The 24166-nt window shown below is 41.8% G+C and carries 18 protein-coding genes; 5 read left to right on the top strand and 13 right to left on the bottom strand.

The features are described from left to right. Positions 1-309: 309 nt before the first annotated feature. The gene (locus QA601_17295; GenBank protein MDG5816856.1) at positions 310-3378 is read left to right on the top strand and encodes a transglycosylase domain-containing protein; all 3069 of its coding nucleotides are present in this window, start codon (positions 310-312) and stop codon (positions 3376-3378) included. Positions 3379-3389: 11 nt separating this feature from the next. Here the strand turns inward: QA601_17295 and QA601_17290 are convergent, their stop codons facing one another. From QA601_17290 to QA601_17280, 3 genes are all read right to left on the bottom strand, one after another. Further along, positions 3390-4682, bottom strand: a complete 1293-nt coding sequence (locus QA601_17290; GenBank protein ID MDG5816855.1) for an ATP-binding protein — start codon at positions 4680-4682, stop codon at positions 3390-3392. Between the two features lie 542 nt (positions 4683-5224). Then, a complete protein-coding gene (locus tag QA601_17285; GenBank protein ID MDG5816854.1) occupies positions 5225-5446 on the bottom strand; it encodes a PspC domain-containing protein in 222 nt (73 codons plus the stop codon). 83 nt (positions 5447-5529) lie between these two features. Continuing rightward, positions 5530-6336 carry a carbon-nitrogen hydrolase family protein gene (locus QA601_17280; protein MDG5816853.1) on the bottom strand — a complete coding sequence of 269 codons (807 nt, stop codon included), beginning with the start codon at positions 6334-6336 and terminating at the stop codon, positions 5530-5532. A 107-nt stretch (positions 6337-6443) separates the two neighbouring features. Here QA601_17280 and QA601_17275 point away from each other — a divergent pair, with 107 nt between their 5' ends. The 4 genes from QA601_17275 to QA601_17260 all read left to right on the top strand — a co-directional run bounded on the left by QA601_17275 (position 6444) and on the right by QA601_17260 (position 11533). Further along, a complete protein-coding gene (locus QA601_17275) occupies positions 6444-7610 on the top strand; it encodes an iron-containing alcohol dehydrogenase (GenBank protein ID MDG5816852.1) in 1167 nt (388 codons plus the stop codon). Positions 7611-7739: 129 nt separating this feature from the next. Further along, a complete protein-coding gene (locus QA601_17270) occupies positions 7740-9272 on the top strand; it encodes a pitrilysin family protein (GenBank protein ID MDG5816851.1) in 1533 nt (510 codons plus the stop codon). Further along, complete coding sequence (locus QA601_17265) at positions 9265-10812, top strand: pitrilysin family protein (GenBank protein MDG5816850.1); 1548 nt, start codon at positions 9265-9267, stop codon at positions 10810-10812. Before QA601_17270 ends, QA601_17265 begins: the two co-directional genes overlap by 8 nt. 250 nt (positions 10813-11062) lie before the next feature. Continuing rightward, positions 11063-11533, top strand: coding sequence for a hypothetical protein (locus tag QA601_17260; GenBank protein ID MDG5816849.1), 471 nt, complete (start codon positions 11063-11065; stop codon positions 11531-11533). A gap of 31 nt (positions 11534-11564) precedes the next feature. Here the strand turns inward: QA601_17260 and QA601_17255 are convergent, their stop codons facing one another. From QA601_17255 to ilvD, 10 genes are all read right to left on the bottom strand, one after another. Next, complete coding sequence (locus QA601_17255) at positions 11565-12020, bottom strand: DUF1854 domain-containing protein (protein MDG5816848.1); 456 nt, start codon at positions 12018-12020, stop codon at positions 11565-11567. A gap of 2 nt (positions 12021-12022) precedes the next feature. After that, positions 12023-14245, bottom strand: a complete 2223-nt coding sequence (locus QA601_17250; GenBank protein ID MDG5816847.1) for an ABC transporter ATP-binding protein — start codon at positions 14243-14245, stop codon at positions 12023-12025. A 204-nt stretch (positions 14246-14449) separates the two neighbouring features. Then, complete coding sequence (locus tag QA601_17245; protein MDG5816846.1) at positions 14450-14854, bottom strand: NUDIX domain-containing protein; 405 nt, start codon at positions 14852-14854, stop codon at positions 14450-14452. Between the two features lie 100 nt (positions 14855-14954). Next, a complete protein-coding gene (locus tag QA601_17240; protein MDG5816845.1) occupies positions 14955-15407 on the bottom strand; it encodes a YhcH/YjgK/YiaL family protein in 453 nt (150 codons plus the stop codon). A 62-nt stretch (positions 15408-15469) separates the two neighbouring features. Next, entirely contained in the window at positions 15470-17353 is a 1884-nt protein-coding gene (locus tag QA601_17235) for a family 20 glycosylhydrolase (GenBank protein ID MDG5816844.1), read from the bottom strand. Positions 17354-17668: 315 nt separating this feature from the next. Beyond that, positions 17669-18073, bottom strand: coding sequence for a hypothetical protein (locus QA601_17230; GenBank protein MDG5816843.1), 405 nt, complete (start codon positions 18071-18073; stop codon positions 17669-17671). Between the two features lie 35 nt (positions 18074-18108). Beyond that, complete coding sequence (locus QA601_17225) at positions 18109-19119, bottom strand: radical SAM protein (protein ID MDG5816842.1); 1011 nt, start codon at positions 19117-19119, stop codon at positions 18109-18111. After that, positions 19119-20048 carry a TIGR04222 domain-containing membrane protein gene (locus QA601_17220; protein MDG5816841.1) on the bottom strand — a complete coding sequence of 310 codons (930 nt, stop codon included), beginning with the start codon at positions 20046-20048 and terminating at the stop codon, positions 19119-19121. The genes QA601_17225 and QA601_17220 overlap by 1 nt, the downstream gene beginning before the upstream one ends. A 562-nt stretch (positions 20049-20610) precedes the next feature. Continuing rightward, positions 20611-21258: an SIS domain-containing protein gene (locus tag QA601_17215; protein MDG5816840.1), complete on the bottom strand. Its 648-nt coding sequence runs from the start codon at positions 21256-21258 to the stop codon at positions 20611-20613. 7 nt (positions 21259-21265) lie between these two features. Further along, positions 21266-23110 carry a dihydroxy-acid dehydratase gene (gene ilvD, locus QA601_17210; GenBank protein MDG5816839.1) on the bottom strand — a complete coding sequence of 615 codons (1845 nt, stop codon included), beginning with the start codon at positions 23108-23110 and terminating at the stop codon, positions 21266-21268. Positions 23111-24166 lie beyond the last annotated feature (1056 nt).

Raw genomic sequence — 24166 nt, 5'->3', positions numbered from 1 at the left:
TACCTCCCTATCCCACACCCTGAGGTATCGCCAGCCAAACTTTTACCTCCCTACCCCACACCCTGAGGTGTCGCCGGACAAACTTTTACCTCCCTACCCCACACCCTGAGGTGTCGCCGGACAAACTTTTACCTCCGTATCCCACACCCTGCGATATCGCCGACCATACCGACGCTACTACTATAATATAACTATTCCTCTGCAAAGGTCAGAGCAGCCCTGACAAAAGCGGCATAACGATTGATTATTACTACTATTAGCTCTAAAAACTGATAAATGATACTCTCTGTAACATAAGGATCAATGAAAATGCCTGATCAAAAGGCTAATGATACCATAAAACAAAAAAACGATAGTGCAGTGGTGCCCTCGTACAGTCAGGAAGATAAAAAGAGCACTCAGAAAAAGAGCTCACTACTCAGAAAGCTATTACAGTTCACACTTTTCTTTTTTATAGCAGTGGCAATTCTGACACTCGCAGGGTCTTTGCTGCTTTTTTACTATGAGACCCAAACACACCATTTTTCGGCTAATTACCTATCCGAAAAAGCATCTGATTTTAACTATGAGCTTACCGAGGGAGCAAACTATCACATAATCTATCCCCAAAGGGGGCCTTTAAACAAACGACGTGGCTATAACAGATTACCTGAGTTTTTAAACAGGCTTTCAGCCCACCAGTACACCATTGAGTATCAGGCAACTTTAAGCCCCTCCATGCTAAACTACATCGAACGGGGGTACAATGTACCGTACCGGGAAAAGAGCCAGGCAGGGTTAACCATTACAGATAACGATGGCAGAGAGTTTTTCTCTTCACTGCACCCTTCACCGGTGTACCATTCGTTTGATTCTGTTCCAAAGCTGATACTAAACACGCTTTTGTTTATTGAAGACAGAAATCTTCTGGATACAGCTGTTTTGCACCGAAATCCTGCCATTGACTGGAGACGTTTCATTGGATCAACCATACACTTTGGCCTTTCAAGGGTTGGTTTGAGTAACAACCTTTCGGGTGCAAGCACTTTGGCCACTCAGCTGGAGAAGTTCTGTTATTCTCCCGGAGGAATGACTACCGGTCCCCAGGAGAAGGTGCGTCAAATGGTATCAGCCAGTTTCAGGGCATACATGGGGGGAAGAAACACACTTGATGCCCGGGAAGATATCGCAGTGAAATACCTCAACAAAGTGCCTTTTGGTGCTTATCGGGGATATGGAGAGGTTAATGGATTGGGTGAAGGTTTAAAGATTTGGTATGGTACAACGCTTGATTCGGTAAATCTTTCACTCGGTGAAAGTGCAAAGTTTCCACAGCACAGAGGACGTTTTTACAGGATGGTCCTAAGTCTGTTTATCTCCCAGAGAAGACCAGCGTATTACTTGCGGCCCGAGTCTGAGAGTTCGCTTAATAGCATTGTAGACAGCTACCTGGGCTTGTTACACAGAAAAAACATAATTAACACAGAGCTTTACCACGACGCTCGTAACGCTCAGATCTCAATAAACGATCCAAACGAGCACCCCTACGTAAAACATAGACCAATCAATAAATCCGCCAACGTGATCAGAACGGCACTTATGTCAAAACTCTCTGTGCCAGGTTTATATGACCTGGACCGTTTTGATATGTCGGTTCAAAGTACAATTCTTTCAAACTCTACCAATCAGGTGGAACATTTGTTCAACAACCTCAACAGAGTATCCTTTTTAGATTCCAGCGGTCTCCGAGGACACAGGCTACTCAACCGGGGAGATCCTGACTCTGTAGTTTACAGTTTTTCGCTTTATAAACGTGTAGGAGATCAAAACATTCTAAGAATCCAGACCGACAACCTTAATAAACCTCTTAATGTTAATGAAGGGATCAAACTTGACCTTGGCTCTACAGCAAAATTAAGGACAGTTGTTTCCTACCTTCAAATTATTGAAGAGCTCTATCTAAAACACAGGTTTAAAAGCACAAATGAGCTTGTTACATCCCTGTTTGAAAATAATGACCAGCTTACAACCTGGGTTCTGTTGTATTTGCTTCTCCATACCGAAGAGCCAACACTGGAAACGGTACTTGAAGCCGCGATGCAAAAACGGTATAGTGCGTCGCCTGATGAAGTTTTTTTCACCGGAAACGGATTGCATACATTCTCAAATTTTGATGACAAGCACAACGATCAAATAATCAGTGTCAAAAATGCTTTCAGACACTCTGTTAACCTTCCCTTTATACGATTGATGCGTGATATAGTCGATTACCACATTCATCAGATTCAAAGAAATGATCTGATGAACAGCGATTCCAATCAGGTCAGAACCAAATATCTGGATAAGTTTGTTGAATTTGAGAGCCAAATTTTTGTAAGGCGCTTTTTCAATCAACTGAGTTCTGTTAGTCCCGACAGCCTGCTAAACACACTGGTTCAATCAACCGGGATCAATGCGCGCCGAATCGCTGCAGTTTATTGCTATCTTTTTAGTAATCCAACGAAAGAAGAACTCTCTGAACTGCTAAATACCTATGGGATTGAAGTTGAGGATTATTCAAAATCAAAGTCTTTGATTAACACCTTCAATGCGGAAACAATGTCGCTGTCTGACAGAGGATATATCAGTGGTATTCATCCACTAAAAATCTGGACTGCTGCCCACCTTTTACAAAACCCCAATGCATCTTTACAGTCAGCATATAAGGCGAGTAAGCCAGATTTAAAGGATGTTTACCGGTGGTTGTATACAGCAGATACAGCAGCCCAAAACAGCCGTATCAGAACAGTGCTTGAGATGGAAGCATTTAAACAAATTCACCAATCGTGGCGAAAACTTGGGTACCCATTCCCTAACCTGGTACCATCCTATGCTACTTCACTGGGTAGCTCTGCAGATAATCCTCTGGCATTAGCTCAACTGGCAGGAATAATCCAAAGTGGGGGTAAAAAGTACCCCACCCAAAGAATTAAACAAATTCATTTTGCCAAAGACACTCCCTATGAAGCGATTCTGAGCAAAAATACCAATCAGGATAACAGCAAACGTGTACTCTCCGAGCCTGTGGCAGCAACACTAAAGGAGCTGCTCTTTGATGTTGTAGAGAATGGTACGGCGATGAGGGTAAGAAACATGTTTGGTCCATCATCTACGGTACGCATTGGCGGGAAAACCGGAACAGGCGATCATCGTCACCGCACAGTTAACCACATGGGAGTGGTGGTAAATGAAGAGGTGAGAAACCGCACCGCTGCCTTTGTTTTTGTTATTGGTGATAACCATTTCGGAGTCATCACTGCCATGGTAAAAGGAGAAAAAGCGAAAGACTATTCATTTACCAGCAGTTTAACTGCCCAACTATTAAGAATGCTTGAGCCAGTTTTAAGTGAAGTATTATAAAGAGAAATCAATCAGCACTGGTACGCTGGCAAATACAGATGAACTGATGTACCCTGGCCCAATTTGGAATCCACCATTATAAATCCACCATGGTTTTTTATACAATCCCGTACACTGGTTAACCCTAAACCAATCGATTGTTCATCATTTTTGGTGGTAAAAAAAGGCTCAAAGAGATTTGCCTGGGTTGTTTCATCCATACCACATCCGGAATCAGTAACTGAGATCAGAAGATAATCACCCGGTCTTGAATAAAAATAACCGCAACAATCCAGTTTGTGTTTTAGATTTACATTGCTGGTTTCTACAGTTAGTACCCCACCACTGCTTTTCATGGCATCACAGGCATTAACAAAGAGGTTGAGAAATGTGTTTTGAAGCTGATTTGAACATCCGGTTATTAAAGAATCGTTGGCAGCAAATATTTTTTGCAAAGTTATAGATTCACTCATCGTTGGTTTAATGAATTCAAGCACATTATTCACTAACAGATGGGCATCTATAGTGGCATAGGTATAATTATTTTTCTTACTGAATTCGTGAAGCCTGCATGACAGATCAACGGCTTTCTTTGATGCAGAAAGGATATTGTTTATATATTTATTGAGTTGATGATCCGCATTATCACCATACTTTTGATTCATTAGTTCCGCAGATCCTATTATACTGCCCAGTTTGTTGTTCAAATCATGAGCAACTCGTCCTGCAAGTTTTCCGATTGCATCCATTTTCTGCATCTCTAAGATGCGCTTTTGCATTTCGAGTCTGTGACGTTCTGATTGTTTATATTTGGTGATATCGAATATGATACCGTGACTTCCTGTAAAGGCCACTTTATTTTTTATTTTATCTGAAACATAAGCTCCTTCAACATCAACCATTCCTGTTACATCACCTAAAAATGTTTTTGTTTCTCTGTTTTTTTTTGAAATAAGCTTTACTTCAAGACTCCTGGTTCTGCGTTTGCCGGTCCGTCTCTCATCAAATAGCTTAGGAGAGTTAGAAGAACCGGTTTTTTTGCCTTTAAATCTGGGCAGTACAGTTTCTCTGCTCACCCTCTTAGCTTCCCTTTTTGACATGATGGTTGAGAAATGGGAGCCTATTAATTCTTCAGGAGTGAAAAACAGGATCTCTTCAACAGCCTCATTTATATAAGTAAAACATCCGTTGGTATCTAATTCATATATTATCGCAGAAGTAACGCCATTTACCTTTTGTAGACGCTGCTCTAAAAGAGATGCCCTCTCCCGTGCTTTAGAGAGTTCCTGTGAAAGCTTTTTAATGTACTCTACCCTATTTGCCATACTTTATGCCTTAAGAAATAATGTGCAGAAATTTTACTATAGCGGTTTTAAAGTTTCAAGCACATTTAAACTAATTAAACATTTGATGTGTATATACGAAAGGGTTATTGAAAACCTTTAATACTTTTATGTTTAGTTTAATAATGGATAAGAATTCGGAGTTTTTTTATAAGCCGCTTTCGGCTTACTCATGGGTACATACCACATATTGTGTTTAGGCTGTTCGATATCGCAAATAAGGTACTTTGGTTAGATATGGATTACCATAGAGCGCCATCAAGAGTAGCTCGAAGGGAAAGGGCTAAACAAGCGCGATGCTTCGTGCCCAAATAGACTAAATATTGTGGGTATCGATGAAAATGTGTGATGGTTCTTATATAATTATTAGGATAAACGTTTTGAAAGCCAGGAAAAAGATTTTGTTTTAATCGTAAAAGTGACCTGTTAAGCGTTGAAACAATTATAAATGGAATTGGGCATAAAAAAGGGCATTGATGCCAATGCCCACTACGCGGTAAAATTATAATCAACAGAAAAAGTGCTTACTGGTCCTCAGATGGTTTTTCTTTTTTGGGAGATTTTTCAAGTTCAGGAATAAGATACCAACCTGCAAGATAGGTAATAACTCCCGGCCACACACCGGTTATTACTGTAAGAAAAATTGCTGCCAACCGCACAAGTGTTACATCCAGATTATACGAATCAGCAATTCCGGCACATATCCCCGCAATCTTCTTTCCTTCACTTAAACGGTATATTTTCATTAAGGCTCCTTTGTGGTTAGTTCTCACTATATAGTACAATAGTATATGATAGACTTCCAGCAGTGATAATCAGCAATAACCTCTCAGTACAGATCTTCTCTTCGGTGATTGAGAAGTGGTAATTGTTTTCGCGTTTTTTCCAAAACAGCAGGATCGATCTCTGTCATCACTATCCGCTCATCATCCGAAGCTTCAGCTAAAACATCTCCCCAGGGTGATACAACCATAGAATGTCCGTACGCTTTATAGCCACTATCATTGTTTTTACCCTGCGAAACCGTTGCCACAAACAGCTGATTTTCAACCGCCCTGCATCTCATAAAAAGATGCCAGTGGGCTGGTCCGGTAATTTGATTAAAGACAGCAGGAACGATCAGTAGCTCTGCACCCATCAAGGCTACTTCCCGTGCAGCTTCCGGAAATCTAATGTCATAACAAATCAGTATACCTATTTTCCCCAGATCAGTATCGGCCATACAAAAACCATCACCTTTGGAGAAAACAGAGGATTCCTTTAGCTGAAGTGTTCCGAATGAAACATCAAAGAGGTGACATTTACTATACTCGCACAAATTTGCTCCATCCGGTCCAAACACTGCGCTACTGTTGGCAACCCTGTTATCATCTGTTTGAGTTACAAACGATCCGGTACACAGATAGATGGCATGTTTTTTGGCCGCAGTGGAAAACCGGTCTCTAAGTTCAGCTTCATAAGCGGCTAAAGCGGGTAACTTTTTAAGTTCAAAAGGATGATAGAACATCTCTGGAAGAGATACAAGTTTCGCCCCCCTATCAGCGGCTTTACCGATCATAGTGAATGCTTTATCGATGTTTCTCTCGACATCATAGCCCGGTATGTTCTGACATAAAGCAATACTAAATGGTTTCATAATCACCTCATTTTTGGGTTTTTGTCAGATCATGTATATTAAGATATATTATTTCACTTGTACTCAGTAGTGATACTCGTATCGATTTTGATTTAAAGGAGAAGTGGATGCAAATTGAAAGTTTTAATTTCTACAGAACACCCCAGATCATATTTGGATCAGGCACTATAGATAAATTGGGTGATCTTGCCGCTCGTTACGGCAAAAAAGCACTACTGGTAACAGGATCAAAATCAATAACTAAGAGTGGGTATAGAGAGAGAATACAACAGATATTCAAAAGAGCAGATATTGAAGAGGTTAATTTCACTGTGGAGCATGAAGCAGACAGTGAAATGGTCGATGAAGCAGTTAAAAATCACAAAAACAGTTCTATCGATTTGGTCGTAGCGGTTGGAGGCGGAAGTGTTATTGATGCAGGTAAGGCTATCAGTGCAATGCTTCCCCAGGACGAATCAGTCAAATGTTACCTGGAAGGGTTTGGCGATAGGAAACATAATGGTGTTAAAGTGCCATTTATAGCCATCCCCACAACTTCAGGCACTGGCAGCGAGGCAAGCGCTAATGCAGTACTTACAATAGATGATAAGAAGCGTTCTATCAGGCACCCCAATCTGGTACCCGATATTGCCCTCATCGATCCGGAGCTTACCATTAGCTGTCCACCGTTGGTAACAGCTTCATGTGGAATGGATGCCCTCACTCAATTGATTGAATCTTATGTTTCTACAAAATCATCTCCCCTCACCGATCATCTTATCGAAGGCGCGGTGAAGGGAATTGCAAATAATCTTATCAAGGCTACTGAAAACGGCGATAACAGTAAACATCGGGAAAAGATGGCGTATGCTTCCTTGATATCCGGTATTACACTTGCAAATTCGGGACTTGGAACGGTGCATGGCATTGCGCCGATTGTGGGTGGAAGGTTTCCTGTAGCTCACGGGCTGATTTGTGGTCTGATTCTTGCAGGCGTAACAGAAAAAACGGTTAAACATTTAAAACAAAACGCGCCGGATAGCATTTATGTTAAAAAGTACGCCAGGCTATCGACACTGATAACAGAATCAGAATCCGCTGGCTTATGGGAGGATTGCAGCCGCCTTGTGGAAACACTTTATAACCTTAAGAATAAGCTGAAGTTACCCTCTTTATCTACCTTTAAGATAGATAAAGAACACCTTAAAGAGATCGCTCTTCAATCGGGTAACAGAAATAATCCTCACCCTTTAAGTAACAGTGATATAGAAAATATTCTGACCAGGTGCCTATAACCGTAAGCAATTAAGGATGGTTAATTACTATATTTATCAATAACATATAATTTGATATCCAAGGATATCAGGGACCCTTAGCCCGCGTGGCTCAAAACTCGGTACATTCAATATGGAGATGATCGATTCATGAAAAAAATACTATGCTTGTTACTGTTTTTTATACTTCTACGAGGTGTATCCGCTGAAAACATCGACATACCTGTCACTTACGATACGCTTGATAACGGACTGAGAGTCATAATAGTCCCCGATTCCAATGTGGCAGTAGTAAGTTGCAGGTTGTATTACTTTGTGGGTGGGATGAATGAAGGTCCCGGAACCACTGGCCTTTCACATATGTATGAGCACATGATGTTTAAGGGAACAGAGCGCCTTGGTAGCAAAAACTACGAAAAGGAGATTCCCTACCTCAGAGCAATTGATTCACTCGATGCGCTTATGCAGGAAGCCCGGCTCAGTATCGGTGGTGATTCTTTGTTTAGAGCATACAGAGCCGAGATCTTTGATCTGCTTGAGCAGCAAAGAGAGTACATAAAGAATAACGAGATTTGGGAAATCTATCAAAGCAGCGGTGGTACAAATCTCAATGCCTGGACATCAAACGATATGACCGCTTACATCGTTACTCTTCCCCAAAACAAAGTAGAGTTGTTTTACTGGATAGAGGCCGACAGGATGGAAAATCCTGTTTTGCGGGAATTTCATAGCGAGCTTGAAGTAGTGATGGAAGAACGAAAGATGCGCTATGACAACAGACCTCTGTTTCATTACTGGGAGAGACTCAATGCTCTTTTCTATGTTGCTCACCCATTTGGCTTGCCCGTTATTGGTTGGGAATCAGATATTAAAGGATACACGACAGATAAGTTAATGAGATATATAAATGAGTACTACACCCCTGATAATGCTTTAATCGTATTGGTTGGAAATGTCGATTCTGAAGGTGCTTTGGAAGATATTGAAAAGTATTTTGGATCGATTCCACGAGCAGAACGTCCTTCGGATCCTGTGGTAACTCGTGAACCTGCACCCATCGGAGAAACCAGGTTTACCGCGAGAAAGGATGCTGAACCAAGAATCGATATTCTTTTTCACACCCCCGGCTACCCCCATGAGGATCTTTACACGCTCGATATACTCAACGGGATGCTTGCTGGCAGGAGTGGGCGCTTATATCGTCGCCTGGTTGAGGAGGAAAGCCTTTGTGTGAATGCAGGTGCTTCCAATGTGACACGGCTTCATAATGGGTATTTTCATGTTTGGGCTCAACTTAAGACCGATGCTGATCCGGAAAAGGTGGAAAAAATAATTATGGAGGAACTGGAAAAGGTCACCAAAGCCCCTCCTACTGAAAAAGAGATGATAAGAATTACTAACGAAATTCGGTATTCATTTGCGACCGGACTTAAAAGCCTTGAACAACTCTCCGATCGCCTCGCCCACTTTGAGCGACTTGGAAGTTGGGAAAACCTTCTCAGGTATCCACAAAAAATAGCTGATACATGTGTTGAATCAGTTCCGGAAATAGCGAATAAGTACTTTCAGCCTGAAATGGCCACCATAGGCCGGTTACTACGACCAATAGAAAAAGAAGCGGTAGCTCAGGAAGAACATTTAGACACAGATATGACCATTACGGAGGATGAAATAGATGAGTAGAGCAACAAATAATTCACCCATGCGGGCCATTGGCCTGGAAACGAAATGCAAAAGAACAGCGCTGATTCTTTGTTCAGTTTTAATAGCGATTCTGTTTAGTAATGGCTATTCCGCCGGACGGAGTATACCAACTACAACAACCGATGGAACTACGTTAAACCATCCTTCAGAAATTGAGTTTGAAGCACTCGACTGGCAAGTGCCAACCGGTGAGGAATACAGAGAGCAACTTTCAAATGGACTAAGGACCTATATTGCTACAGATTCATCACTGCCACTCGTTACAATTAAGGGCTACATTAGCCACAGCTCTATCAACGACCCCGAAAACAAAAAGGGGCTGGGGACTTTGATGAGCAGGCTTTTACGAAGGGGTGGAACGGAGAAGTTTCCCGCTGACTCTCTGAATGAACTGGTTGATCTGCTTTCAATCAAGTTCTCTTTTTCACAAAATGAAGCCTATATGAGTTTTTCCGCAACATTTCTTTCTGAATACTTAGACACTGCTATGGTCATTTTGGAGGAGATGTTCTTTAGGCCCGCCTTTGATGAAAGCGTTTTGGAGAGAGAAAAACGCATCATGAAAGAATCCATACGGCATAGATTTGTTAATCCACAACCAGTATTACACGCAGCATATAAGAAACAATTTTACTCCGAGACTATTCTCTCACCGATTACAACCCTAGAATCTATTGAATCTATCACCCGGGAGGACCTGATTGAACTTCATGATCAGGTATTCACTACAGATAATATTATACTTTCCTTTTCCGGGAGTTTTGACAGGGAGGATATGATTTCTCGGCTTGAAAATACTTTCCCTTCTGCCAGCAACGCACGAGGGGTTGTAGCATTTGATGAAATTTCCCCCAACACCTTAACAGATGCATTGATCGTACACAGACCCATCAATCAGACATATGTAAGAATGGGTGTTCCGTTGTTTAGCAGACCACATCCGGATTACTATGCTGTTTCTGTAATGAATTTAATACTGGGAGGCGGTGGGTTTACCTCAAGACTTGGTACTAAAGTCCGCTCTGATGCCGGGCTGACCTACTCTATCTTCTCCCGTGGTGAGTCCAATTACCAATATCCCGGAACATTGCATATTGAATTTAACACCCGAACAGAAACACTGCCCCTTGCCATATCGCTTGTGCTTAAGGAGGTGGAGAATCTCATTGAAAATGGTGTAACAGAAGAAGAGCTTGAGAATGCAAAGGCCACAATTATAGCTCAGCTACCCGGGATGTTTCGCTCAGTGGAAGATATCACCGACACTTATACAATGAATGAGTATTTTGGCCGTGCTCCTGACCATTTCGTCGTGTATCCTCAACACATAAATGATATTACCGTTGAAGATATTCAAAGAGTTGCACAGAAATACCTAAACCCTGATGAGTTTATCTATACCATAGTAACTGATACAGAGGCACTTAAGAACCTGCCGGTCACCGACGATGGTTTCGATGTACTAGGAATAGAAAATAAGCTCATTATTGAGGCTAACGAGATCGAAACACTCCCCTGATCACTAAACTTAGATGTAGATAATTGAGCCCTGTTAATAACCCGGAACAGATTAGTTTGTTCCGGGTTATTTGTTTTAAATTGAACTTTCATTGTAGTCCTTACCCCCGAACTAAGAGTTATACAACCAAATTTAAGCTGTATCAATGACCTATCTTGCCAAAAAGATTGGAAATGCTCGCTGTCTTCACCTATTTTATTCTTTATAAATTAATAATTCTTCAATTTACCGGGTAATTTTGGGGGATACAATGAACATTGCAATAGTTATTCATACACAGTCAGGTCACACCCTTAAATTCGCACGAGCGATTCAATCCAGGCTCGAAGAGTGCGGTCATGAGGTAGAAGTAAAAGGGCTTAGAACCATTGGTACAGTAAAAGCACGGTCAACCAAGTTTAAGATTAAAAACCCACCAGAGTTGGAAGAATACGATGCAGTGCTGTTTGGTGGTCCGGTTTGGGGATTTACTGCATCACCCGTTATCATGAAATTTCTGGGAACATTAGGTGTTTTAAAAGGCAAAAAAGCCCTTTGCTTTGTAACCATGTTTTTTCCCTTTCCATTTATGGGTGGAAATCAGGCGATAAAAGCAATGGAGCAGGAACTTGATATGTCTGGTGCAGATTTACTCTCTCCCGAAATCCTTCGTTATGGTCTTAAAGTAAATCAGGAAAAGATGAACAGCGCAGTTGAAAGAATATGTAAGTCTTTCTGCTAAAAATTACTGCAAAAGAGTGATTTGCTTCTGCTCAAATCACTCTTTCCAGGTGTTCCTTTGATTTCAAATCAAGACTGGAGAGGGATGGAATGCAGAATAGATTGCCAAAGACATCATTGATTAGTATTCCATCTTTATCAACACTTCTTATATTGGTATAAGGGTTTTTTATTACAAACTTTCTTGGTCCACGGTCAGTTTTTACCTCAAAATATCTGTTTCCAAGGTGAACATCAGTTCTGACTATTTCACTTACCTTTGGTACAAAATAGCGTATCAGGAGTTCCGTCTCAGCGATTTTTTTTGAGACTTCATCCAAAACATCAATACTCTCAAGAAACGCAACTTCCTTCTCCTGAGACAGAACCGAAATTTCTTTTCCCTGACCGGTTGCAGGTCTTGCCCATACTAATTTAACTGCAATACCCTCATTATCGTCTATATGAGCATACACCTGATCGTTATTCCTGCTCAACCTTATGTTCATTCTTATCCTCCCCATACTACAGATTGCAATGAATTCATTTTCGTATATGATTTGGCCAGATCAGCATAAATACCACCAGTCCTAATTAACTGATCATGGGTCCCGGTTTCTGCAATTTTTCCATTGTCGACAACCACAAGACGATCTGCAATTCGCAGCGTCGAAAGTCTGTGAGCGATAGCTATAGTTGTACGTCCTTTAACGAGTCTGCCAATTGCTTCCTGAATGTGCTTTTCCGTGGAGGCATCAACCGCAGAAGTGGCTTCATCCAAAATAAGGATAGGTGGATTGTGAAGTACGGCTCTTGCTATTGCGATTCTTTGTCTTTCTCCACCCGAAAGTGAAACTGCTCTGTCCCCTATCAATGTGTCGTAACCATCGGGCTTTCTTATGATGAAATCGTGAGCGTAAGCGGCTCGCGCAGCCTCTACAATTTCAGCAAAACTGACATGGTCAAGACCGTAGGCTATGTTTTCTGCAATTGATGCATTAAACAGAAATGGGTCCTGGAGCACTATACCCATGTTTTTTCTAAGCTGGGTAAGATTGATATGGTCAATAGGGACTCCATCAATCAAAATCTGTCCCGAATCTGGTTCAAAAAATCGGCTCAGCAGGTTGATTATTGTACTCTTTCCTGCGCCTGATTTACCAACTAAACCGATAACTTCGCCTTGTTTAATATCCAGCGATACCCCTTTAATGACCTCTTTTCCTCTTTCGTAGCTGAAATGTACATCCCTAAATTCTATACGTCCGTGAATCTTAGGCAATTCAACTACATTTTTTTCATCATGAGATTCGGGGGATGAATCGATGATTTCAAATATTCTTTCAGCACCGGAAAATGCATGGGTCATCCAGTTCATAATCACCGAGAACCATTGAAGCGGACCGTAAAAGAGCCAGATATAGCCAACGAATGCCAAAAGGTCACCAAGAGTCATTGCAGGCACACTTGAATTTATCATTCTCACTGCAAAATACCACACCAATGCAACTCCCAGTGACATAATAGCAAACATTACCTCACTAAAACTTCCAAATGTTCTGAACGTTTTCATTTCAGTTGCCGCGAGTCTTTTGTTTACAGTATCGAACATTTCAATTCGTTTCTTTTCCTGAGAAAACGCCTTAATAACCCGCAATCCCTGAAACGATTCCCCAAGGACTGAGTGCATATGTCCAATTGCTGTCCCCTGTCTCAAGAAAAGGGGATGCAGTTTTTTCCAAAACCACTGTGACCCTAAAACTAGAAAAGGTACAGGAATGAAAATGAGGAGAGCCAACATCCAGTTTATGCTAATCAGTATTGCACCAACAACTATAAAGGAGAGGGAGTTGATCAGAATATAGGGCATACCTTCAATGAGAAACTGCTGTAACTCTCCGGTGTCATGCATTACCCTCCCTGCAATCTCTCCAGGTTCCCGTTTCATGAAAAAGTTCATTTTCAAATATTGTAACACAGAGTGAAGCCGGCTTCTAAGATCCGAAACAATTCGTGCACTTATCCACGATGTTAATCTGATGTTTATTAGCCTCAGGATAAGATAGAATAACCCAGCACTTATCATTGCCACAGTATATGGAACAAGGCGTTCTGTTTGTCCGTCACCTACCACATCATCCACAATTAATTTAGTGATGAATGGAGGAAGTGCCTGAAACAAAACTCCCATTGCCGTAACAATCATTAGTGCGATAGCTTTTGACTTATAAGGTGAGGCAAGAGAGAAAATTCTAAAAAGAATTTTTAATCGCGGTACACAGCGGGGGCACTTTGAATCGCGTGCCGGCAGAGGTGAGCTGCAATTTTGGCAAAAAGAATCTGGTTGCGATTCCGGCTCTTCACTCCTACCCCTCTCTTTTAGATTCATGATAAATCGTGCAGCCGTTGAGAAGTGTGGAACCATATGGTTGGAATAATACAGAAGATGGTGAACACCTGCACTGGTTTTTGCGGTAAGCCTTCCACCACCAACCAACTCATCAATTCCAATGTCCTCAATTGAATTAAGAGGGTATTCCTTCCTTGTTTTACCTTGACACACAACAATAAGTGATGAATCGGTAAGAGCAAGATAGCTTCTACCAAAGGTACGCTTTGAGGTAAGATCGCTGGCCTGATAGTAAATTATACTGTTACTTTTTCCATTTAATGCAGCCCGAAGCTCCTCAGGCAAATCTTCTCTTCTTAAGGTTTTCCCGCTATTTTCCAACAAATTAGAATGGCTCCATGAAAGGTAAGTAGTTGATTAATGCTAATTAGAGCCATACTACGAATGCCAGAACAAAAAAATTGTTAGCTACTAATATTTGGGTACTGTTGAGAAGCGGCCAGGATATTATTTGGAACTGGCAGTATATAACCTTTTTTGTAGTAGAAAGAGGAGGATTGGATGTGTTTTTATAACTGAAGAGATGATTTAGGGTTTTTGTTCAGGAACTTTAGCAACTGCCTTATGAATCAAATCCTTCATTTCAGAAAATGAGATGGTATTTAGAGCATCATCAATGGAGTACCAGGTGGGTGTTCTGCCCTCCTCTCCGTTAGTAACCTTTTCTTCAAAGCAGAATAAAAAGTAAGAGACGCTGTAGGGTTTTTCATTTTTTTTAAATTTTCGCTCACCCACATATCCTATCATACCACCCCGTATTCCAGCTTCTTCCAAAAGCTCTCTGTGTGCAGCTTGTTTCTCCGTTTCACCTTTTTCGATGTGGCCCTTAGGAAAAAGCCAATGGTGGGGATTTTTTTTCGCTCTCACTAACAAAACTTTTATCTGCTCATTTTCAACTTTATAGGTAATGGCACCGGCCTGCTTAATCTCCATAAACGCACCCTCTTATTGGACATGATTTTAGAATAAAATAATTGCTGGTTTTATAAATTCATCTCAGAAAAAGGGAGGCGCGTTTTTATTTGGACACTGGTTACCACCGATAGAGTACTTTAACCAAAATAATATGCAACAACCCCTTCACCGCGTGCGGTGCATGGGCATCTTCGGGGAAAAATATTGCTACAGAGCCCGGAACAAGTCCAAACCATGTATCAGGTTTATCGTAGAAGTATAAGGAGTCATTGAGGTTATCGTAATCCCCTATGGGGTGAATACACTTGTTTCTGTTCTTCCACCCTATGTTATCGGTGCCTGAGATGCAGTAGTAGATATCGATATATTTTTTATGCACTTCCAGCCTGGAATCATGCAGCCCCAATCCATGACCGGTTAAGGCAAGTGCATAGAGATTATCTCCCATGATTTGTTTTTGACCGTGAGTGAAACCATCCAGGTCCTCATTTTGAAGAAAGTGAATGGCGGTGGGTAGGCCAGGATGTACCCCCTTATAGCTGCTCAGATTTGTAAGAAGATCGAGAATCATTGCACCAAACTCCTTTAGCTTCGACGTTTCAAGTTGATAGTGCAAGTTTCATTCCATGGGAGCTATCGTGCTTTTTGTCCCTGTAGAATCTCCTGGAAACGCTCAAGTGCCGCCTTCATGGTGCATACCACCGTCCTCAGTTCCGATTCTTTATTCCTTATACGCCAAAGTTGCTGAAATCTGCCAAGTAGCCTATGTCCCTTTAGAATAACCCCTTGTGCTTCATCAAATTCCAAAAGAGACATATCCTGATGATACTCATAACGTTTTTTTAGCGCAAGTATCAACACTGTCCACTCAATGAGCTCAGCACTAAGAAGGTATTCATCAAAATCGATTAAATGATTACCATCACACACTTTATCTCGTAGTTCTCTTACCTCTTTTATGCATTTTCGGGCCCGGTTAAGCCTATCCTTCAATTCAGCCTCATCAATCCCCTTCACCTCGTCTTCTTTATTCCAAAGGCAATCAAGGCCATTAACCCAGGCATAAATATTACCGAAATGATACGAACAAATGTCCCCCATTTCTCTTATAACAGAACCCGTTTTCGTCAAACCCCTTCCCCATTGAAGGACAGAAAAAGAGCTGTCGAACTGTTCATGCTCTCCACCCTTGAACCCATTCTCATTCCAGGCTTTAGAAGCACCAAACGCGAGCCCATGGTAGGAGTTTGCCAGAAAATTAACGTGCCCGCAATCACCCCAGTCTGTTACCAGAATCCCGGACGCATTGTACTTTTTCCCGTGTAGAGCCATATTGGTTATGTTTTCACATGCCCTGTTTATTTCATTAGAAAATCTGCTCCACCCCTGAACCCCCGGACACACAAAATGGTTGACCCCCGAATTGTGGAATGTTCTAACAGAATCTTCTTTGGCATCAGGCTCATAATCCCAGTTTAGATAGATAGCATCCTTTGGTAGTTCATCTATCTGCTCCGGGTACTTTAACACTATATCACCCCACAACATAGGAGTTTTTCCGTTAGCTAGTACCACATCCATTATCTTTTTAACAAATTGCACATAGACTTTTCCGGCACCCTCTTTATCTACTCTGTTTTTATTCTTACCCTTGCCCAGATCAAAGGTCTCATCACAGCAAATATTGAAATAAGGAGAAGAAAAGAGCGGCAGATACTCTTCTATCATAGTCTTTATCACCGAAAAACTCTCAGATGAGCTGCAATTGATGGTATAATGGGCCATTCGGTCCCATAAATCGTGCTTAAAGTAGGAACCCTTTATATCCAGTTCATTTAGGTGCTCAAAACGCTTTAAGCGAAGTAATTCATACAAATGACCAAAGGTGGAAAGTGATGGAACCAGGTCTATGTATTTGTTTTTACAGTACTTATCCAACTCAAGTATCTCATCTGCGGTCAGAGGGTCCTTATCAACCCATAGCTCTGGTATTGCGTTAAACGCAAACGTATGCTCAACATAGAGCTGAAGGTGGTTATACTTATAAAAAGCCAAAGTGTCCACCAGTAGCTTAAGCGTTTTTAATGTCGGTACTTTACCCCTGGTTACATCGTGATAAAACCCTCTTACCATGAAATCCGGATAGTCTTCAATTTCAACGTACGGGACGTTGGAGCCGTTTAATTTCACTATTTGAATGAGGGTTTGTACCGCCCGAAAAAGAGCTTTAGGTGATTTTGCCTCTATCCTGATGCCGTTTCCATTGATTCTAAGCAGGTATTTTTCATCCGCACTGTCTTCATCGGTGTACAGAAGCTCAATGGCAGGGTATTGAAAAGACCCTACACTCACTACCGACACATCCAGGCCGGTGACAGTTGCTACATAGCTTTGAATTTCCAATGCGCTTCTTTTATAGTGCTCATTGAAAGACCCTACAACTATTGTTTTTATATCAAATAAAGACAAGCTGTTATCTTTTTGCTCCATACTTTTCACTTCTGGTAGTAAATGCATCAAAACTAACCTTTTTTAAATTCTTCTGTTTTTTCCTAATCATCACAATATACGCTATTGAGCGACATCCGACAACACAGTTACAGTACCTGGCCTTTTAGGAGAGAAAAGAACGTCATGGGTGAAATGAACATAAATATTTCCATGGTAGCACCCAAAAAAACAAATGTCTGATTACTCTGTGATCATGACTAAGAAACCAAAGCTACTGCAGTAACGAGCTATCTTTTCGTATACAGATTTGTACTATCTTGAATGAAACGCACTTAGGACAATGTTTCGCTGTTTCTTCCCGAAAACATAACAGGAGCGGTTTTACCCGGGCAGAAATCTCGATGTTACATCCTGGAGATCAAACCCCTCAATCAATTTAGCATTATTCAGAAATTGCACGAAAATTCTCCTGGCATCATCAAGTACCAGCATTTGGCTTTGCAGAACATAGATTGGCCCTACGCGACAGTTAATATAGGCGCTATCTTCTTTTCGGGGATAATCACCCATAACATAATGCCTGAAACCGTTTTGTGCGTATTGTCGCGCCTCTACAGTGAGCCTGAGACGTGCTCCCGCAACCTGAACATAGCTTCCGGTATGGATCTCTGTGAGCGAAAAAAAGCAGCGGCTTTTAGGGTGAAGTGTATCCAGTAGTGCAAGCATTTCTCCAGTTTGGGGATTTTCTATGGGGGGTATGTTATCTCCTTCGAATCGATATTTCATAGTTCCCTCTATAATTACAGACGTTGAGCCGCGTTTCATAGCCAACAGTTACTATCTTTAGAGTTATAATCACCGGTTGTTGCGTATGCCAGACATTTCAGTCCACCATTACAGCTTGTTTTGTAATAGCAATCAAAGCAGTTACTGTCCAAATTGTTTTTATTGCGAATATCCTCAAGTATGTCCGAGTTTTCATATAACTCATTTATATTATTGGATAACAGATTACCTATTTTGATCGGAAGTCTTCGACAGGGCACCAGATCACCATTTGAAAGAATGGCTAACAGCGAATCACCGGCAGAACAACTATAGGGCCGCCCCCCGCACAACAGAAACTGCAAAGCTCTTTGTGCCAGAATTTTTGTTTCAGAAAATATGGGGTACTTATCTTTGCGTTTTTCCTTATTAATCAGATCACAAAGTGTTTTAAATTGTTTCGTGGTCATTTGAAGAGTATCTGATTTTCCATTTGGCAGATATCGGTCTGTCCATATATTAAATACGCTGTATCTTCTTGCAATTTTTACCACATGTGGATAATCCATAAAGTTTTCTGAGTTGGCGGTAAAAGAAATTGTCGTTGGTATACCCAGCTTACGGTAAACCTTCAGCGATTCAATAATCGTTTCATAACTCCCCATTCCTCTAATTGAATCATTTGTCTCTCTTTTTCCTTCTAGGCTAATCTGAACAAAATTTGGTCGATAAATCTCCAGCTGGTTCAGTACACTTTTTGAAGGAATCATTCCATTTGAAAGTATTCCAAGAGAAAACATGTTTGATTCCCGTATTTTTTTAATAAGGTCTATTGTATCGTTTCTTAAAAAGGGCTCTCCTCCTGTAAGATTTATATGTGCCTGTGTTATTCCTCTGGTTTTGACAAAAGTCTTCAATTGAACAAAAATTTGCCCCAACTCGTGAAAAGCTAATCCTTTATAATTATACTCCTGCTGATAACAATGCCTGCACCTTAAATTGCAGTTATCGGTTATATGCCACTGAAAAACCATACTGTTAGATGAAGCTACATTCAAAACAGACATCAATCGCAGCCCCCCCCACCACCACCGCAGCCCCCACAACCACCACACCCCCCTCCACATCCTCCTCCACATCCTCCGCCACCGCCACCACCGCTTACACTTCCACAGCCCATTGTACGGCCGGAATGGAAATCAAGAAGTGCCGGGGTTTCCAATAGTTCGCCTAGTTCGGTGCCTATAAAGGAACTTATTCCAAATATTGCGATTCCGTATGTAAGATCATCATCCACAAGCAAATTGGCAGTTTCCTCTGAATTTTTCAACCATTCAAATCTTTGGCTTGTTATTTCTAACAGCTTTTTTCCTGATGCCGTTACTGCACTTGGTTTGGTAACATTGTATAGAATAAAACTTGTCAGAAGTAACAACAAAAACAGATATCCACTTGGTCTGTCCCGAGCCAGACCAAAAAAGAGTTTAGTCCCTCCAATTCCCCAAATGAATATTAGACCCCAAAAGAACCCCTTCCAATGTTGACTTCTTTGTTCAAAATCCGGAATCAGATGCCATTCTTCTAACCTGGCTTTATTTGGCTGAATAATTTCTTTTATAGCTTCAATAGAAGGGTATTGGTATAGATCGCGGTATTTAGTGGGCTTTTTAATAAAGTCATAGATCGCTTCTTCAAGTTCGTTAAATTTCGAAGTATCAGTCTGTTTTTGCTCGAGAATAATCGACCTTTTTTCACTTGAAATATCAACAGCTTTTTTGCGCCATAAGTTGAAAACAGTCGTAACAATTGCACCGTTCACTCCACTTTTTAGAATCGCAATATCCAGTGGTTCCAGTATGGTTGGTTCAGGGATTTCATAATCGGGTTTATATGCACGGGAGACATAGCGCTTAATATAAACGAGTACGACAATTGAATAAAGTGTGAATAAAACCAAAAACTGAGGTCCCGGAATCCTTACCAGATAATGCAGCATAACATCCTCCTTACAGATTTCAACACTAACGTGGCGTATACCCGATCTAACCAAATACTATCAGGTTACGTTTTTTTTATCACTGTTTAACAGTGGACCTGAACCAGGAATTTCGCTAAAAAAAACCTCTGAAACATTCTATTCAGTAATTAAGAAAATCCGTATAGTCTCTGCGGTAAACGAGACCCGAAAGGCTGGAAAATCATGACAAGTTCTAATAAAAAAATATAACGAACTGGTAAAAAGTGCAATCCCAAATTCACGTAGCCACTGAAATGAAATAATGGGTTCACATTTTTTAGTTATTGTAGTACAGCTGCCAAAAATTGGTTTTTCATCATCATGCAATGCCTGTAAATTGTACCCCGTAGGAAAATGGAATTGTTATTTGTAGATAATAAACGATAAAAGTGACTAACACCTGGATATCGTATCCTTTTTGGGATAAGGGTGTTATTGTGTATCAGAAAAGAAAGACGCAAGGAAAGCATTTGCCATTAAGTGAGTATTCTACATTAAAGCAATTGTAAAACAGGGTAAGTATCTACTGAAAGGAAAATTATCAGGCACCAAAAAGTTCTGACTCAACCATTGCACAGATAAGATGGTATACCCTGATATGCTTTTCCTGGATTATGTGGGTAACAGATGAATCGACACAAAAAAGTATATCGCAATGTTCTTTAAGATCCCCGCACCGGGCACCACTAAATCCAATTACCGGCATAGAGAGGGCGCGGGCGACTTTTGCTGCATTATTTACGTTGGTGGAGTTTCCTGAAGTGCTTAGGGCAATAAGGATATCGTTACTCTTGCCATAACCAAACACTTGTTGTGCAAAAACCATCTCCGGGCCGATATCATTTAAAATAGCTGTAAATAACGCTGATTGGCTAACCAGGGAAATAGCGGGCACCGACCGTTGAAGCTTGCCGGCAAGCTCAGACAAACCCTGAGCTTCGAGCCGTTGTTGTATGTCCTGAGGTATTGGTCTGCGAATCATGAACTTATTCATAAGCTCACCTACTATGTGCTCAGCATCAGAAGCGCTTCCACCATTTCCGCACACCAATACCTTACCACCGTTGTGGAAAGATCCTACAATCTTCTCTACCGACCTAATGATTTGTTCACTGAAACTTCTGATCATCTGATCCTCTGTCTCCCTATCAGACAGAAGTTTCAGTGAATGGTGCCCTAACGTGCGCATACGTTACCTATTCCTCGTCAGGAAGTTGTTTAACAGCTCCCTTATCAGCAGATGAAGCAAAGAGTGAATAGGCCCTCAGAGCCTTGGAAACGTAACGTTCTCTTTTAGGCGGTTTAAAGGCTGATGCACCTTTTTTCATCTCAGCATCTTTTCTGCTCTTAAGCTCTTCATCACTTAAAACCACATTGATACTTCTGTTTGGAATGTCGATCTCGATCGTATCACCGGTTTGTACCAGTGCGATCTCCCCTCCTGAAGCAGCTTCAGGGGAAGCGTGGCCGATGGAGAGTCCGGAAGTACCACCCGAAAACCGTCCGTCGGTAAGCAGGGCACACTCCTTACCAAGGTGCATAGATTTCAGATACGAGGTGGGATAAAGCATCTCCTGCATTCCCGGTCCGCCTTTGGGACCTTCAAAGCGAATAATCACCACTTCGCCAGATTTAACCTCTCCGTTTAAAATACCGTCACAGGCCTCATCCTGAGAATCATACACGCGGGCTATACCCTTAAAAGTAAGTATGGATTCTTCAACACCAGCGGTTTTTACCACACAACCGTTTCTGGCAATGTTTCCAAAAAGTACAGCCAAGCCACCATCTGAGCTGTAACAGTGCTCAACGTCTCTTATGCACCCTTCACTTCGGTCCAAATCAGCCTGTTCATAAAAACGTTCCTGAGAACCAAAAACCAGATTTCTTTCGAGCCCGCCAGGTGCGCTTTTATAGATACTTAACGCCTCTTCAGATGCATCAGTGCTTTTTAGGTCGTAAGCTTTTATTGTTTCTTCCAATGAAGCAGAATCAACACGTCCCACTTTGGTGTTTATAAGTGATCCCCGGGACAATTCACCAAGAATGGAGATTATTCCACCAGCCCTGTTCACATCTTCTATATGATATTTATCGGTATTGGGAGCCACCTTACAGAGAACCGGGATTTTTCTTGAAAGCTGGTCAATATCTTTCATGGTGAAATCCACACCAGCTTCCTGGGCAATGGCCAGAAGGTGAAGAATGGTGTTTGTTGAGCCGCCCATTGCGATGTCCAGTGACATAGAGTTCATGAACGCGTCTCTGGAAGCTATCGATCGTGGAAGTACCGATTCATCCCCTTTTTCATAATATGCCAGGGAGTTTTCTACGATTAATGTTGCAGCTTTTTCAAAGAGCTTGTGACGGTTCTTATGGGTGGCAAGCAGTGTACCGTTACCGGGAAGTGCAAGCCCAAGTGCTTCAGTAAGACAATTCATGGAGTTAGCTGTAAACATACCGGAGCAGGATCCACAGCTTGGACATGCAGCACGCTCAACAGCGGCCACTTCCTCATCGCTTACATTTTTATCTGCTCCCATGACCATAGCATCAATCAGGTCATATTTTTTATCACCTATTACGCCAGCCTCCATCGGTCCGCCCGATACAAAGATAGCCGGAATGTTTAGCCTCATGGCAGCCATCAGCATTCCCGGAGTAATTTTATCACAATTAGAGATACAAATCATGGCATCGGCCTTATGGGCGTTTACCATATATTCCACGCTATCGGCGATCAAATCACGGGATGGAAGCGAATACAGCATTCCATCATGTCCCATCGCGATGCCATCATCGATAGCTATAGTATTGAATTCAGCTGCAAAGCATCCCTTTTCCTCTATCATCTTTTTTACATTCTGCCCTACCTGGTGAAGGTGCACATGGCCAGGCACAAATTGGGTAAAAGAGTTAACGATGGCAATAACAGGTTTTCCCATCTGTGATTCTTTCATGCCATTTGCACGCCATAAGCTTCTTGCTCCAGCCATACGTCTGCCAGTTGTTGTTGTTGCACTTCGCAGCTTTATAGCCATCCCTACCCCCTGATTTTCTTGAAAGATGTTTTATCCGAAGCCAAAAATAAAGAATGCATCATTGCAACTCAAGTAATTTAGCTGTTACTATAATAGGTAGGTAGAATTAAGTGAGTAGCCGTATCCTAAACAGGTCGGAGTTTTTTCCTTTTTCCTTCCTTTTTCCTGCTCAACGCTCAAGGCAAATAGCTCATAGCCAGATAAAAAAAGTAGAGATAAAGATTTGAGATGTGAATAGGAAGGATTTTATGGGGCTAAAGGCGATAGATTGGGTCACCCCCGGGCGTCAATGGTGAAAGCGTGAAAGGATCCGTTTGGGGGGACCCTTGGGCTATGATCGCGGGAGGAAGGAGGAAATTGGAATACCATTCCTGTTATATATCCATATTTTTTCCGTTCTTCCATAATACTACACGAGAAAATACCGATCGTTTGCTCTTGATCTTTTTCATAAGCGCTGAAGGCGCGTTATTCTATAGCCCGGGGTAAGCCAGTCTTCTGGCGCAACCCCGGGTCCTGGGCGCAAAAAAGATCCCAAGCGCTGAAAGCGCGTAACATTCGTTGATGCCATCAAAATTAGGATATAACCCTCTTTCTCTTTCCTTTTCCTGCTCATAGCTATTTATATCCAAACTTCCCACTCTATCACCGAAGCAAGCCCTGAACAGGGCGATTTCCATTAAAAGCCCAGGGCAATCGCCCTAGGGGAAACAACACCGTAAACCAAAGAGGGCGACGAGGGACACACACAAGGGGTGTCCCTACGCACCATATTGCATTTTATATACACCAACATTGCAACACACCCCGTTTTGCTTGGAACACCCCCTGTTTTGCTTGGAACACCCCCTGTTTTGCTTGGAACACCCCCTGTTTTGCTTGGAACACCCCCTGTTTTGCCTGGAACACACCCTGTTTTGCCTGGAACACACCCTGTTTTGCCTGGAACACACCCTGTTTGCCTGGAACATACCCCGTGCAGCTTGGAACATACCCCGTGCAGCTTGGAACATGCCCCGTGCAGCTTGGAACATGCCCCGTGCAGCTTGGAACATG

The organism is Chitinispirillales bacterium ANBcel5 (genome assembly GCA_029688955.1).
GTDB lineage: Bacteria > Fibrobacterota > Chitinivibrionia > Chitinivibrionales > Chitinispirillaceae > Cellulosispirillum > Cellulosispirillum alkaliphilum.
This window is presented reverse-complemented; position numbering and strand designations above follow the sequence as displayed.